A 13,458-nucleotide genomic window follows, 5' to 3' on the forward strand; every position below is an offset into this window, starting at 1 on the left:
GCGCCTTCACGGGACGCCCCCGAGCACCCTCCCCCGGACCAGAGAGCCCTTCGTGATGCCTTCACCTCCTTCCCGCCCCTTCGACCTGCTGGTCGTGGGCGACGCCAACCCGGACGTCGTCCTCGGCCCGGTGCCGCGCGACCTCGCGTACGGACAGCGCGAGCAGCTCGTCGAGCGGGCCGACCTCGTCCTCGGCGGCTCCGCCGCGATCATGGCCTGCGGCGCGGCCCGCCTCGGGCTGCGCGTGGCGTTCGCGGGCCGCGTCGGCGACGACCCGGCGGGCGCCTTCGTCCGTACGGCCCTGGCCGCGCGCGGAGTCGACACCTCGGCCCTGACCACCGACCCCGAACGGGCCACCCCGCTCACCGCCGTCCTCACCCGGGGCGCCGACCGCGCGATCCTCACCGCTCCCGGGTGCCTGGCCGCGACCGGGCCCGGGGACGTCCCCGAGGAGCTGCTCGCCGGCGCCCGGCACGTCCACGCCGCCTCGTTCTTCCTGATGCCACGGCTCGCCGGGGCGCTCGCCAAGGTGTTCGCGCGGGCGCGCGAGCTGGGCGCGACCACCTCGCTCGACACCAACGACGACCCGTCCGGCCGCTGGGACGCGGAACTGCTCGACCCGGTCCTTAAGGTGACGGACCAGGTACTGCCCAACGCGGCCGAGGCGCGCGCCCTGACCGGCGTCGCCAAGGGCGTGGCCGCGGCGGCGGCCGCGCTGGCCCGGCGCGGCCCGCTCGTCGTGGTCAAGAACGGCGCCGAGGGCGCCCTTGCTCACGACGGCACGCGGGTCACCACGGCTCCCGCCCTGCCCGTCGAGCCGCTCGACACGGTCGGGGCCGGGGACAGCTTCGACGCCGGGTTCGTCGCCGCGGTCCTGCGCGGGCTCGCCCTTCCGGAGGCCCTGGCCGTCGCCGTCGCCTGCGGCTCGCTGTCCACCCGCGGCCGCGGCGGCACCGCGGCCCAGCCCACCTGGGACGAGGCACTGGCCCACGTCCCCGGGACCGGAGTTCCCGCATGACCGAGACGACTGGAGTCACCGAGATGGCCGAACCGGCCGAAGTGAAGATCGCCTTCATGGGCGCGGGCAGCGTGGTGTTCACCCAGGGGCTGCTGGCCGACCTGTTCGCCTTCCCCGAGTTCACCCGTCTGCGGATCGCGCTGCACGACATCGACCCGGAGCGGCTGGCCACCGCGGAGGCGGCGGCCCGGCACATCGCGACGGCTCTGAAGGTCGCCCCCGTCGTCACCGCGCACCCCGACCGGCGCGGCGCCCTCGACGGGGCGCACTTCGTCATCAACACCGTCCAGGTCGGCATGAACGCGGCGACCCGCACCGACTTCGCCGTCCCCGCGCGCTACGGGCTGCGCCAGACCATCGGGGACACGCTCGGCGTCGGCGGCATCTTCCGGGCCCTGCGCACCTTCCCCGTACTGCGCGGAATCGCCGAGGACATGGCCGAACTCTGCCCGGACGCCTGGCTGTTGAACTACACCAACCCGATGGCGATGAACCTGCTGTATCTCCACCGGATCGCCCCCCACCTGAAGGCGGTGGGGCTGTGCCACTCGGTGTACTGGACGATGCACGACCTGTCCGAGCTGGTCGGCGTGGACTTCTCCGAGGTGTCGTACCTGGCCGCCGGGATGAACCACCAGGCGTGGGTGCTGCGCTTCGAGCGCGACGGCCGGGATCTGCACCCGCTCCTGGACGCCGCCATCGAGAAGGACCGCGAACTGCTGCGCCGGGTCCGCGTGGACATGTACCGCAGGCTCGGCCACTACCCCACCGAGACCAGTGAGCACTCTTCGGAGTACGTGCCGTGGTACCTGCACCACGACAGCGAGGTGGAGCGGCTGCGGCTGCCGATCGGCGCCTACCTCGACATCATCGAGGACAACACGGTCAGTTACGAGCGCACCCGCAACGCCCTGGCAGCGGGCCGACCGCTGCCGGTCGAGGGCACTATGGAGTACGCCCCGCAGATCGTCCACAGCATCGTGACCGGCACCCCCCGCACGATCTACGGCAACGTCCCCAACCACCATCTGATCAGCAATCTGCCGACCGATTCCGTGGTCGAAGTCCCCTGTCTGGTCGACGCGTCGGGCGTCCAGCCGACCCACGTCGGCGCGCTCCCGCCGCAGTGCGCGGCGCTGAACCGTACATACGCGAGCGTCACCGATCTGGTCGTCCGCGCCGCCACCGAGGGCGAGCCCCGACATGTGCGGCACGCCGCGATGACCGACGCGGCGACCGCCGCCACGCTGCCGGTGGAGCGGATCTGGGATCTGTGCGACGACCTCGTACAGGCTCACGGGGAGCTGCTCCAGCCCGAGTTGAGGGTGCTGCTCGGGCACTGAGACCGCTGCGGGCAGGCGCCTCAGTACGCCACGGTGAACCTCGTGCGGTGGTGGCGGGGCTCCTCGGCCTCGTCCAGGAGCGCCACCGCGAAGTCCTCCATCGAGATGGCGGACACGCCCTGGTCGTCCACGAGGAGCTCGTCGGCGCCGAGCCGGTAGGTTCCGGTGCGCTCGCCCGGCTCCAAGAGGGCGGCCGGGCTGAGGTAGGCCCAGTCGACCTCGGTCTCGGCGCGGCAGACGGCGAGCTGCTCGGTGCACGCGTCGGCGATCGGCCGCCAGTCGGCCGGGAAGTCCGGGTCGTCGACGACGGTGGCTCCGCCGCCGCCCGGCAGGGTCAGGGTGGCGGCGCCGCCGACGACCAGCACGCGCACCCCGGTCCCGGCGAGCCCGGCCAGGAGCGCCTTGGTCACCGTGACCAGGTCGCCCTCACTGCCCGCCGGGGGCCGGGTGGCGCTGATGACCAGGTCCTGCCCGGCGCTCAGCTCGGCTATGTCCTGGACGTTCGCGGCGTCGCCGGTACGGGCGGTGGCGGCCGGGTGGAGTTCGGCGAAGCGGACGCGGTCACGCACGACGGCGGTGACCTCGTGGCCCCGGGCGATGGCCTCGTCCACGACGCGCCTGCCGACGTTTCCCGCGGCTCCGAAGACGGTGATGCGCATGAGTGTCCGCTCCTTCTGGTTCGTCCGTCGCACCGGCTCGGCCGGTCACTGGTGGGGCCGGTCGTGGGTTCGGCCGGTCCGCGCTGAAAGTTTCTCTTAGCGCTAAGAGAAAAGTACCTCACCGCTAAGAGATTGGCTAGTCTGAGATCCGTGACCGACCATGTGGACCTCCTGCTCGCGCAGTGGGGCGAACGCCGCCCCGACCTCGATGTCTCGCCGATGGCGGTGATCGGGCGGCTCAAACGCCTCTCCCGGCTGATCGAGACCGAGCTGCGGCGCACCTTCGCCGAGCACGGCCTCGACCCGGCGTCCTTCGACGTGCTCGCGACCCTGCGCCGCAGCGCGCCGCCCCATCTGCTCACGCCCGCCGAGCTGATGCGCTCGGCGATGGTCACCTCGGGCGCCGTCTCGCAGCGCCTCGACCGCCTTGAGGCGCGCGGCCTGGTGACCCGCTCCCCGAGCCCGACCGACGGCCGGGTCGTCCAGGTCGCCCTCACCACCGAGGGCCAGGCGCTCGTCGACCGGACGCTGCCCGACCACCTCGCCACGGAGGAACGGCTGCTCACGGCCCTCGGCCCGGACCGGCGGGACGAACTCGCCGGGACCCTGCGCGAACTCCTCGAATCCCTCGGGGACGGCATCGACTGATCCGGCCGCCGACACCCCGGACGGCCCGAGGCAGCGGCGCCGGGCGACGGATGGAGTACGGCCGACGGGCGTGGGCACGCGCTGGAGGAGACAGTGGAGACGGCGTCGGCCCGCACGGGCCCCGGTCCCGGGCGCGGAGCCGATGCCCCGCCCGTCGGCCCGGAGCAGGGCCGGAGCACCCCAGGAGGTCCCGATGACCCAGCCCCCTTACCCCGATCCCAACCCGCCGACGCCGGGGCCCACCCCCGGCCCGACCCCCGGTCCGCCCGATCCCGTGCCGCCCACGCCCGGCCCGACGCCCGGCCCGACCCCTGGCCCGCCCGCACCCGGGCCCGGACCACTGCCGGGGCCGGGGCCGGTGCCCGTACCGGAGCCGGATCCCGTACCCAACCCGCCGGGGCCCGACCCCGTACCCGAACCCAATCCCTCGCCCGGCCCCCTCACCTGACGCCTCACCCGACGCCGACACCAATACGAACACCAACCCCGACACCGACGCCTGTGGGCCGGGGCGGCTCCCCGGCTAGATCCCGCCCGCCACCCGCATGACCGTCCCCGTCGCGTACGAGGCGTCGTGCGAGAGCAGCCAGGCGACCGCTCCGGCTATCTCGTCGGGCCGCCCGGGCCGGCCCATCGGGATGCTGCCGGCGAGCTTCGCGGGGCGCTGGGGGTCCTCGTGGAAACCGGTCCAGATGATGCCCGGCGCCACACAGTTGACCCGGATCCCGTCGCCCGCGACCTCCTTGGAAAGGCCGACCGTCATCGCGTCCACGGCCGCCTTGGTGGCGGCATAGTGCACGTACTGCCCGGGGCTGCCCAGAGTGGCGGCGGCCGAGGAGATGTTGACTATGGACCCGCCGCCGCGTGCCGTCATATCGCGCACGGCCCGGCGGGCACAGAGCAGATAGCCCAGCACGTTCACGTCGATGGCCCGGCGCATCCCCTCCGCGTCGGCGTCGGCGAGACGGCCGTTGGGGCCGCTGACCCCCGCGTTGTTGACGAGCCCGGTGACCGGGCCGAGCGCGGCGGCGGCGTCGAAGAGCCGGTCCACAGAGACCTCGTCCGCCGTGTCGACCTCCACTGCCAGGCTCTGGCGGCCCGCTTGACGCACCTCCTCGGCCACGGCTTCGGCGGCCTCGGCGTCCGAGCGGTAGCCCACGACCACGTCGTGGCTGTCGGCGGCCAGCCGGGCGCAAATCGCGGCGCCGATACCGCGGCTGCCGCCCGTGACGACGGTGACGAACCTCTGCTCCACAAGAAACCTCCGGCTCCGGACGACGACCGTCCCCAATGGAAGTGATCTTCCAACCATCGTAGGTTCCGGCACTGACAGTGCCCGGGGAGACCTGTGCGGGCCTGTGCAGACCCGTGCAGACCTGTGCACGGCGGTGGCGCACCCGCCGGGGCGAGGCTCGGCGCGGCGGTCTGGCGGAAATCCGTTGGATGCTGGCACTCCCGCCACTTCTCCGGCGCCCGATCACGCCATAACGTTCGGCCGGGGCTCCCGTCCGGGGGCCCTCACGTCCGTACGAAAGCGCCCATCCCGTGACGAAGTTCCTCCTCACCCTGCACCTCCTGGCCGCGATTCTCGCCATCGGACCGGTCGCGGTGGCCGCCAGCATGTTCCCGCCCGCCGCCCGGCGGGCGCTGGCCGCGCCCGACGACGCGCAGGCGCTGGCGTCAGTACGGCTGCTGTTCCGGATCAGCCGGGTCTACGCGGCCGTGGGCGTCACCGTGCCCGTGTTCGGGCTCGCCACGGCGAGCACCATGCACATCCTCGGCGACACCTGGATCATCGTCTCCATCGTGCTGACGACGCTCGCGGCGCTCGCGCTCAACGCGCTCGTCGTGCCCGGCCAGGAAGCGATAGTCACCGAGCTCGACGCGGCCGCCACAGGTGCGCAGACCGGACCGGTGACCGCCGTCGACGCACGCCAGACCGTCCGGCTCGCCATGTTCACGGGGGTGTTCAACCTCCTGTGGGCGGTGGTGACCGTCCTCATGATCCTGCGGCCCGGCTCCACCACCGGCGGCTGACGACTGGGCGTGGGCGAGGGCTCGGATCCGGCCGCCGGGGTGCGCCCGGACGGCGTACGTCCGCCAAGTGGGGCAGGCTGGAAGGCAAATCACCCTCGGCAAGGGAGGACGCAGTGGCTCTGAAACCCGGTGACGGCGGCGCGGTGGAGATCAGCCCGACCGGTTGGGTGGCCCAACAGGCCCAGCTGTACGAGGAGTCGGGCGGCACCAAGGGAACGACCCTGCACGGCGCGCCCTGTCTGCTCCTGGATTACGTCGGCCGCCGCACCGGCACCGTACGCCGTACCGTGCTGATCTACGGGCGCGACGGCGACGACCTTCTGATCGTGGCCTCCAAGGGCGGATCCGACGACCATCCGCTCTGGTACCTCAACCTCGTGGACCAGCCGGACGTCAGCGTCCGGGTCGGCACCGAGCGGTTCCCAGCCCGCGCCGAGACCCTCTCCCCCGAGGAGAAGGCCCGGGTGTGGCCGCACTTGGTGGAGGTTTTCCCGCCGTACGCGGAGTACCAGAAGAGGACCGAGCGGGACATCCCGGTCGTACGGCTGCGGCACACGGAGAGGTGACAGGTGGCGGGTGGCAGGTGGCAGGTGGCAGGTGGCGGGTGGCAGGTAACAAGTGACCACTGTCAGCTGACGGCTGACGGCTGACGGCTGACGGCTGACGGCTGACAGGGAACGACTGACCACTGACCACTGACCACTGACCACTGACAGCTGACAGCTGACAGCTGACAGAGAACGACTGACAGCTGACAGCCACTGTCACCCGGCGGTACGGCACCCAGACGAACCAGTGCCGTACCGCCGGCGCGGCATCAGTCCGCCAGCGAGATGGCCTGCACCGGGCAGGCGCGGGCCGCCTCGCGGACCATGGGGTCTCCCCCACCGTCCGCGCGCCCCGGCAGCAACTCGCTGAATCCGTCGTCGTCCTGGGTGAACACGCCCGGCGCCGTCAGGACGCACTGCCCCGAGCCGATACAGACGTCACCATCGATGCTGATCTTCATGAACCCACTCCACTACCAAGTGACGGGGAGTTCCAGCATCCCCTGGAGGGTGTCGCCCGGTTTGAACGGAATCCGGTCGGCGGGCGCCGCCAGCCGCAACCCCGGCAACCGGGCAAGGAGGCCGCTCAGGGCGATCTCCATCTCGGCCCGCGCCAGGTTCTGCCCCAGGCACTGGTGGATACCGAACCCGAAGCCCACGTGGTGGCGGGCCGGCCGGTGCCAGTCGAGCACGTCGGCGTCCGGGTAGACCGAGCCGTCCCGGTTGATCAGGGAGGTCGCGAGGACGACGCCTTCTTCGGCGCGGATCACGGTCCCGGCCACCTCGATGTCCTCGGTGGCGACCCGCAGTATGCCGTCCGCGATGGAGAGGAATCGCATCAGTTCCTCGACCGCCACCGGCATCAGCGAGGGGTCCGCCCGCAGCTCCGCGAGCCGCTCCGGGTGCTCCAGGAGCGTGAACGTCCCCAGCGACAGCATGTTCGCGGTGGTCTCGTGTCCGGCGACGAGCAGCAGCACCGCCATCCTGACCAGCTCCGTCCGGTCCATGCCGCCGGTGCGCAACTGGTCCTCGACGAGCTCGTCGAGCAGCCCGTCGCCCGGCTCGCGGACCTTGTGGTCGATCAACTTGCCGAGATAGTCGTCGAGTTGGTCGCGGGCGTCCTGCGTGTCGGCCGGATCCGGCCCGCGCAGCAGCCGCCGGGACTGCTCCTCGAAGAAGTCGTGGTCGTCATAGGGGACGCCGAGCAGCGCGCAGATCACCATCGACGGCACTGGCAGCGCGAACGCGGAGACCAGGTCGGCCGGCGGCCCCTTCTCGACCATGGCGTCAAGAAGGCCGTCGACGGTCCGCCGGATCATCGGCCGCAGGGCGGCGGTGCGTTTCAGGGTGAAGCCGGGGATGACCTTGCGGCGCTGGGTGTTGTGCTCGGGGTCGTCCACGCCGAGGAGTTCGATGCGGCGCACGTTCTGCGCCACGAACCGCTCGGTGGTCGCCGGGAAGGCCGGGTGGAGCCGGTCGGACGAGAGCCGGGGGTCGACGAGCAGCGCCCGTGCCGCGGCGTGGCCGGTGACGAACCACGCGGTGCGCCCGTCGAAGAGCGTCACGCGCGACAGCGGGCTCCTCGCCTCCCGCAGCGGCTCGTACGGGGTGGGCGGCTGATAGGGGCAGGTGCGGTCCTGGGGGAAGGAGACAGATCCGGTCATGGGTGAACCTCGCAAGCGAAGAGTCGTCTTGCCGTTTTGCCGTCTTGCCGTCTTGCAGATTGCCAATTACCAACGTGCCGATCGCCATCGTGCCGATCTCCACTACATGTCCAAGGCAGCTAAATAGTCTACGCAGAGTTCGGCCGAATCACCCGTGCGGGACGATCCGGCGGATTTCTTCCGCACTGGGGCGTCTCGCCCCGTGTGCGCATGAGAGCCTGGGTGCCCCAGCGCGGTGAGCGCACGTGGCAGAGGGGTCCCGCATGGCAGGCACGGCCCGGGAACTGGTGGAGAGTGTCACGGCGGAGCTGGCTCCCGCGAAGGACGCCAACCGGCTGGCGCCGCAGATCGCGACCGGCTCGGCCACCGTGCACGCGCTGGCCGCGCTGGCGCTGGAGCAGCGCCACGTCATCGCCTCCGACCTGCGCGCCTTCGCCTTCCTGGCCGATCGGTCGGCGGGAGCGGGCAACTCGGCGTGCGCGGAGTTCTTCGAGTCACTCGCGACCGGCGAGACGCTCGCCCTGGAGCGGCTCGACGCGTACGAGACGGCCTGTGGGCTCGACGCGGACGACCTCGAGCGCTACGAGCCGCTGGCCGGCTGTCAGGCGTATCCGGCCTATGTGGCGTGGCTGGCACTGAACGGCGAGCCGTCCCTGGTGGCGCTCGCCCTCACCGCCAACTTCGCGGCGTGGGGCGGCTACTGCGCCACCGTGGCCGAAGCGCTGCGCGGCCGCTACGGATTCCCCGACGAGGCGTGCGGCTTCTTCGACTTCTTCGCCGAGCCCGCGCCCGACCTGGAGCGCCAGGCCCTCGCGGCCGTCGCCTCGGGCGTCCACTCCGACGCCGAGACCACCCTGGCCCGCCGCTACGGCAGGCTGCTGCAGTCGTACGAGGCGATGTTCTGGAACACGCTGGCCGATCGGTGAGGACCGCTGACCGGGCGGCCGGTGGCACCAGTGCCACCCCCGATCCGGGTACCAGCGGGATCGATCGGACCCTGCCCCCGGCAGGAGGATCGCAGACGACCGATCCACCCCGACGGGGAGTACAACATGAGCACGTTGAGCAGGTCGAGCACGTTCCGGAACGCGACCCGGTGGTCCGTCGCCGCCGCGGCCGGGCTCCTGGTGGCCGCCGCGCTGCCGGCCGCCACGGCCCAAGCCTCCACCGCGCCCGCGGGAGGCGCCGCTCGCATACCCGAGCGCTATCTCCAGCAGCACCTCGACTGGCGGCCCTGCGACTCGGGGGCGCTGGAGTGCGCGGCGATGGCGGTCCCGCGCGACTGGCGTCACCCCGGCGCGGGCCCGGACCTCACCGTCGCGGTCTCCCGTCACCGGGCGACCGGCCCCGGAGCCCGCAAGGGCGTCCTGATGATGGCGGCGGGCGGCCCGGGCGCCTCGGGCCTGACCCGGCCCACCGGCCTCGCCCAGGGCGCGCCGAAGGTGGCGGCCGCGTACGACATCGTCAGCTTCGACCAGCGCGGCGTCGGCAGCAGTACGCGCGTGGTCTGCTCGGACCAGCCCACCGTGGACTCCCTCTTCACCAGCGGCGACCTGCGCGACCGCACCTCCCAGGCGATCCGTCAGACCTTCGCCAGAGCCCGCGCGTTCGTACGGGACTGTCAGCGCAACTCCGGCGACCTGCTGCCGTACATCACCACCGACCAGGCCGTCCACGACATGGACCTGTACCGCGCGCTGCTCGGCGTCGACAAGATCTCCTACTTCGGGCCGTCCTACGCCTCCTTCCTCGGCGCGTACTACGCCACCGAGTTCCCCGGCCGGGTCGAGCGGATGGTCCTGGACAGCAATGTCGACTTCAGCGGGTCGTGGCAGTCGTTCATGACGGGGCAGCCGCGCAGCTTCCAGCGCCGGTTCGAGCAGGACTTCCTGCCGTGGCTGGCCCAGAACGACGCCGTCTACCACCAGGGCCGCACCCCGGACGAGGCGAAGGCCGGCTACGAACGGCTGCGCCGGGCCCTGCACGACCACCCGCTGGAGCTGGAGGGCACGACCGTCACCGCCAACAGTCTGGACGTCGCCGCGACCGACGCGATGTACAACACGCGGCGCTTCGGCGGCTTCGCCTCCGCGCTCGGCGTGCTGGAACACCCCGACACGGCCGCGCCCGCCGACCGCAAGGCGCTCGCCCAGCGCCTCCAGCACGCCATGGGCGCGGCCTTCGTCGCCGACTTCTTCACCGTGACCTGCGGCGACACACCGTGGAACCGGGACAGCGGGTACTGGGTCCGCGAGAGCGCCGAGGCGACCCGCGCCTACCCGCTCGCGGGCGCCCGCGAGTTGACGTTCGCCTCGATCTGCGCGTCCTGGCCGCGCTCGAAGGCGCCGCACGTCGAGGTCACCGGCAAGGGCCTGCCGCCCGTCCTGATGCTCAACTCCGTACACGACCCGGCCACCCACTACGAAGGCGCCCTCCGCGCCCACCGCGCCCTGCCCACCTCACGCCTGGTGACGGTGGACGGCGGCGACCACGGTCAGTACCTGAACGGCAACGCGTGCGCGGACGGATTCGTCGAGGGCTATCTCCTCGACGACCGGATCCCGGCGGGCGACACCACCTGCCCGACGGCCTGACGCACACATCTGGCCATCGTGGGCCCCAGGGACGCGCCTTCCTCGCCCGCTGAGGCCGCTCAGTCGGTGAACCGGTGGGCCGCCAAGCCCGCCAAACGTGACCTCCGCCACCGGCCCCACCAGCCGGAATGTCATCGGGCACGGCATGGTTGTGCCGTACACGATCCGGCGGGACGAGCCCGGCGGTCCGGTCGCGGAGAACGGGAACGATCCATGGGCGAGTTGATCCTGATACGGCACGGCGAGACGGCGTGGACCCTGACCGGGCAGCACACCAGCCACACCGACCTGCCGCTCACCGAACACGGTGAGGCCCAGGCCCGCGCGGTGGCGCCGCTGCTCGCCGGGCGCCGGATCGGGCTCAGCCTGGTCAGCCCGGCGGCCCGAGCCCGGCGCACCGCCGAACTCGCCGGGCTCACCGCCCCGCACGCGCGGCCCGACCTGAGCGAGTGGGACTACGGCGCGTACGAGGGCGTCACCACCCGCGAGATCCAGCGCGACCGCCCCGACTGGAACCTGTGGACGGACGGGGTCGCCGTCGGCCCCGCCGCACACCCGGGCGAGAGCGCCGAGCAGGTCGGCGAGCGGGCCGACCGGGTGCTCGCGGAGGCCGTGGGGGCCCTGGAGTCCGACGGTGATGTGGCCCTGGTCGCCCACTCGCACTTCCTGCGCGTCCTGACCGCCCGCTATCTGGGGCTGCCCGCCTCGGCCGGGTCGCTGTTCCTGCTCGGCACCGGGGCCGTGTCGCGGCTGGGGACCGAGCACGGCCGGCCGGTGATCACGGCGTGGAACACGACTCTTCCGCAGGGCGTGCCCGTGTCCGTGGGGTGAGCCGGCCGCTCCCCGCCGCCAGGGCGAGCTCCGCGAGCGCCTCGGGGGCGCCGAGCTGACCCCGTATCCCGGGAAAGGCGTTGACGTCCACGATGAGCGGGCTCGCGCCGCCCGCGTCGATGAGGTCCACCCCGTACACGTCCAGGGCGAAGACCTCCCCCACCCGGAGCGCCAGCCCGGCCCAGCCGGGCGGCAGCGCGTCGAGGGAGAGCGAGCGGGTGGGGCCGCGGCCTCCGGGGGCGAGCTCGGAGCGGCGCAGGGCGGCGAAGACCCGGCCGCCGATCACCCACAGCTTGTGGTCCCAGCCGCTGTTGGCGGTGAACTCCTGCACCACCACCGGCTCGGGCCCCCACGCCCCGGCCAGCGTCCGCAGCGCCGCCGCGTCGTCGGCGCGGGCGACCAGGTCGTGGCGGCGGCTGTGGCGGCTCTTCACCACCAGCGGATACGTGAGATCCGGGTCGTCCGGCAGCGGGGCGAGCGCGGGGAAGGTGCGGGTGGCCGCGAACGGAAGCCCCGCCCGGTCGGCCAGCTCCGCCATCGCCGTGCGGTCCTGGCAGAGGGTCGTCGCCGAAGCGGAGTTCAGCACGGCGGCGCCGCGCAGCTCCAGCTCCCGGGCGAGTGCCAGGGCGCGGGGCGTACGGGACTTCAGCAGGTAGACGTCGGCGACGCGGCCCGGGGGCGCCGAAGCCGGGTCCACCGCCTCCACCACGTGCTCGCGGGCGAGCAGAGCGGTGGTGGCGGCGAGCAGCGGATGGCCGGGCTCCGGGGTGATCAGCCCGACCCTCATACCGCCGCCCCCGGCTGCTCCGGGATGCGGGCGGCCGGGAACGCGTCCGGGACGCTCCCCCGGCCCGTGCGAGCCAGTTCGAGCACCGCGCGCGCCACCCGCGCCGCCGCCTCCGGGACCTGGCGGAAGCTCGGGAAGTCGTTCACGTCGACCACCACCGGCCCGTCGGGGCCGAGGAGCACGTCCACGCCGTACAGGTCGAGGCCGTAGACCGCGCCGACCTGGGCGACGGTCGCGGCCACCTCGGCGGGGAGCGCCACCTGCTGCTCGCGCACGGCCCGGTCGGGGTGGAGCGGGGAGCAGCGCTCGGTGGCGTACAGCTCGCCGCCCACGCAGTACACCTTGAGGTCCACGCCCGAATTGGGTACATATGGCTGGGCCACCAGCATGCCCTGGCCCGCCAGTTGCCCCGTCATCGCGGCGAGCCGGTCCGGCGACGGCACCAGGCACACACCGCGCCCGGCGCTGCCATCGGCGGGCTTGACCACCAGCGGGAACTCGGAGTCGGGTATCTCCGCGAGCAGTTCGGGGACGGCCGCCGCGTACGTCGTCGGCATCGGCAGACCCCGGCTGCGGCCGATGGCCGCCGCGAGCGCCTTGTCCCGTACGCCCCGGATCGACCGGGCGTCGTTGATGGTGGTCAGGCCGACCGCGGCGGCGGCCTCCAGGAGCGTGAGGCCCGGGCCGCCGGACACCGTCTTGAGCACCCAGGCGTCATGGCTGCCCGCGCTGACCGCCTCGGACATCCGCAGCAGGGAGCCGCCGGGGCGCAGTACGTCCACCCGGTGACCCCAGGCGACGAGTTGGCGGATCACCTCCACCGGCATGCCGTCGTGGCGGTAGTGCTCCTCCACCAGAAAGCAGAGCCTCATCGACCTTCCCCTGTAACCCCCCGGACGTCCGCCGATCTGTCCGGCGAGCTGTGACGACACAGGATGTCATGAACCGCCGGGAACCTCGCTCCCCGCCCCGGAACAGGTTTCCGCGCAGGTCAGCGCGGTGTCCGGGGGAAGGAGCCCGCGATACCGCGCGGGCTGCCCCGGCGCGCGGTCCTGACCGGCGGGCTCACCGGTCCCGCGCCGGCCGACGCCGTCACCGCGCTATCCTCCTCCAGCGGAGGCGCCGACACCGATCCGGGCGGCTCCGGTGGTTTGGACCACGTGTACCCGTGGATTCCCTGATCGGCGGTGGGTGCGCTGATCGCCCACGGGAGGCCGCAGGTATATGCCAGAAGCACCACCGTATCGAGTGTTGCCAAATCCCTTACGGGGCATCGCTCCCTGTGCAACAGTCGTTACCGGTCCATCCTTCCGACTTGCAGTGCCGCGC

At 72.6% G+C, this 13,458-nt stretch carries 14 protein-coding genes; 8 read left to right on the forward strand and 6 right to left on the reverse strand.

The window, feature by feature from the left end; genetic code table 11:
- Positions 1 to 55: 55 nt before the first annotated feature.
- Positions 56 to 1,018, forward strand: coding sequence for a carbohydrate kinase family protein (locus AB0G17_RS10410; protein WP_361378650.1), 963 nt, complete (start codon positions 56 to 58; stop codon positions 1,016 to 1,018).
- Positions 1,015 to 2,361, forward strand: coding sequence for an alpha-glucosidase/alpha-galactosidase (locus AB0G17_RS10415; protein WP_361378653.1), 1,347 nt, complete (start codon positions 1,015 to 1,017; stop codon positions 2,359 to 2,361). Before AB0G17_RS10410 ends, AB0G17_RS10415 begins: the two co-directional genes overlap by 4 nt.
- Positions 2,362 to 2,381: 20 nt before the next feature.
- Here AB0G17_RS10415 and AB0G17_RS10420 read toward each other — a convergent pair whose 3' ends face one another.
- Complete coding sequence (locus tag AB0G17_RS10420; RefSeq protein WP_361378656.1) at positions 2,382 to 3,020, reverse strand: NAD(P)H-binding protein; 639 nt, start codon at positions 3,018 to 3,020, stop codon at positions 2,382 to 2,384.
- Positions 3,021 to 3,170: 150 nt separating this feature from the next.
- Between AB0G17_RS10420 and AB0G17_RS10425 the strand changes: the two genes are divergently transcribed.
- Positions 3,171 to 3,668 carry a MarR family transcriptional regulator gene (locus AB0G17_RS10425; protein ID WP_361378659.1) on the forward strand — a complete coding sequence of 166 codons (498 nt, stop codon included), beginning with the start codon at positions 3,171 to 3,173 and terminating at the stop codon, positions 3,666 to 3,668.
- Positions 3,669 to 4,191: 523 nt separating this feature from the next.
- Here AB0G17_RS10425 and AB0G17_RS10430 read toward each other — a convergent pair.
- On the reverse strand, positions 4,192 to 4,923 hold the full coding sequence (locus AB0G17_RS10430; protein WP_361378662.1) for an SDR family oxidoreductase: 732 nt from the start codon (positions 4,921 to 4,923) through the stop codon (positions 4,192 to 4,194).
- Between the two features lie 290 nt (positions 4,924 to 5,213).
- On the opposite strand from AB0G17_RS10430, the gene AB0G17_RS10435 reads away from it, so the two are divergent.
- Complete coding sequence (locus tag AB0G17_RS10435; RefSeq protein ID WP_361378665.1) at positions 5,214 to 5,705, forward strand: DUF2269 family protein; 492 nt, start codon at positions 5,214 to 5,216, stop codon at positions 5,703 to 5,705.
- Between the two features lie 113 nt (positions 5,706 to 5,818).
- A complete protein-coding gene (locus tag AB0G17_RS10440) occupies positions 5,819 to 6,271 on the forward strand; it encodes a nitroreductase family deazaflavin-dependent oxidoreductase (RefSeq protein WP_361378668.1) in 453 nt (150 codons plus the stop codon).
- A gap of 251 nt (positions 6,272 to 6,522) precedes the next feature.
- On the opposite strand, the gene AB0G17_RS10445 is transcribed toward AB0G17_RS10440, so the two are convergent.
- Both AB0G17_RS10445 and AB0G17_RS10450 read right to left on the reverse strand, forming a co-directional pair.
- Entirely contained in the window at positions 6,523 to 6,714 is a 192-nt protein-coding gene (locus tag AB0G17_RS10445; RefSeq protein WP_361378671.1) for a ferredoxin, read from the reverse strand.
- A 12-nt stretch (positions 6,715 to 6,726) separates the two neighbouring features.
- A complete protein-coding gene (locus tag AB0G17_RS10450; protein ID WP_361378674.1) occupies positions 6,727 to 7,917 on the reverse strand; it encodes a cytochrome P450 in 1,191 nt (396 codons plus the stop codon).
- A gap of 263 nt (positions 7,918 to 8,180) precedes the next feature.
- Here AB0G17_RS10450 and AB0G17_RS10455 point away from each other — a divergent pair, with 263 nt between their 5' ends.
- The 3 genes from AB0G17_RS10455 to AB0G17_RS10465 all read left to right on the forward strand — a co-directional run bounded on the left by AB0G17_RS10455 (position 8,181) and on the right by AB0G17_RS10465 (position 11,342).
- Entirely contained in the window at positions 8,181 to 8,843 is a 663-nt protein-coding gene (locus AB0G17_RS10455; RefSeq protein ID WP_361378677.1) for a transcriptional regulator, read from the forward strand.
- Between the two features lie 126 nt (positions 8,844 to 8,969).
- Complete coding sequence (locus AB0G17_RS10460; protein ID WP_361378680.1) at positions 8,970 to 10,511, forward strand: alpha/beta hydrolase; 1,542 nt, start codon at positions 8,970 to 8,972, stop codon at positions 10,509 to 10,511.
- Between the two features lie 213 nt (positions 10,512 to 10,724).
- On the forward strand, positions 10,725 to 11,342 hold the full coding sequence (locus AB0G17_RS10465; RefSeq protein ID WP_361378683.1) for a histidine phosphatase family protein: 618 nt from the start codon (positions 10,725 to 10,727) through the stop codon (positions 11,340 to 11,342).
- On the opposite strand, the gene AB0G17_RS10470 is transcribed toward AB0G17_RS10465, so the two are convergent.
- Both AB0G17_RS10470 and AB0G17_RS10475 read right to left on the reverse strand, forming a co-directional pair.
- A complete protein-coding gene (locus AB0G17_RS10470; RefSeq protein ID WP_361378686.1) occupies positions 11,290 to 12,129 on the reverse strand; it encodes an alpha-L-glutamate ligase in 840 nt (279 codons plus the stop codon). The two genes, AB0G17_RS10465 and AB0G17_RS10470, sit on opposite strands and share 53 nt — an antisense overlap.
- Positions 12,126 to 13,001: a hypothetical protein gene (locus AB0G17_RS10475; protein ID WP_361378689.1), complete on the reverse strand. Its 876-nt coding sequence runs from the start codon at positions 12,999 to 13,001 to the stop codon at positions 12,126 to 12,128. Before AB0G17_RS10475 ends, AB0G17_RS10470 begins: the two co-directional genes overlap by 4 nt.
- Between the last annotated feature and the right edge of the window lie 457 nt (positions 13,002 to 13,458).

Source organism: Streptomyces sp. NPDC023838 (assembly GCF_040639555.1).
GTDB lineage: Bacteria > Actinomycetota > Actinomycetes > Streptomycetales > Streptomycetaceae > Streptomyces.

What these genes read in the sequence shown, in the direction of transcription:
- AB0G17_RS10475 (WP_361378689.1), bottom strand. Translation starts at nt 13,001, where the DNA reads ATGAGGCTCTGCTTTCTGGTGGAGGAGCACTACCGCCACGACGGCATG.
- AB0G17_RS10450 (WP_361378674.1), bottom strand. Translation starts at nt 7,917, where the DNA reads ATGACCGGATCTGTCTCCTTCCCCCAGGACCGCACCTGCCCCTATCAG.
- AB0G17_RS10415 (WP_361378653.1), top strand. Translation starts at nt 1,015, where the DNA reads ATGACCGAGACGACTGGAGTCACCGAGATGGCCGAACCGGCCGAAGTG.
- AB0G17_RS10445 (WP_361378671.1), bottom strand. Translation starts at nt 6,714, where the DNA reads ATGAAGATCAGCATCGATGGTGACGTCTGTATCGGCTCGGGGCAGTGC.
- AB0G17_RS10420 (WP_361378656.1), bottom strand. Translation starts at nt 3,020, where the DNA reads ATGCGCATCACCGTCTTCGGAGCCGCGGGAAACGTCGGCAGGCGCGTC.
- AB0G17_RS10465 (WP_361378683.1), top strand. Translation starts at nt 10,725, where the DNA reads ATGGGCGAGTTGATCCTGATACGGCACGGCGAGACGGCGTGGACCCTG.
- AB0G17_RS10470 (WP_361378686.1), bottom strand. Translation starts at nt 12,129, where the DNA reads ATGAGGGTCGGGCTGATCACCCCGGAGCCCGGCCATCCGCTGCTCGCC.
- AB0G17_RS10455 (WP_361378677.1), top strand. Translation starts at nt 8,181, where the DNA reads ATGGCAGGCACGGCCCGGGAACTGGTGGAGAGTGTCACGGCGGAGCTG.
- AB0G17_RS10460 (WP_361378680.1), top strand. Translation starts at nt 8,970, where the DNA reads ATGAGCACGTTGAGCAGGTCGAGCACGTTCCGGAACGCGACCCGGTGG.
- AB0G17_RS10410 (WP_361378650.1), top strand. Translation starts at nt 56, where the DNA reads ATGCCTTCACCTCCTTCCCGCCCCTTCGACCTGCTGGTCGTGGGCGAC.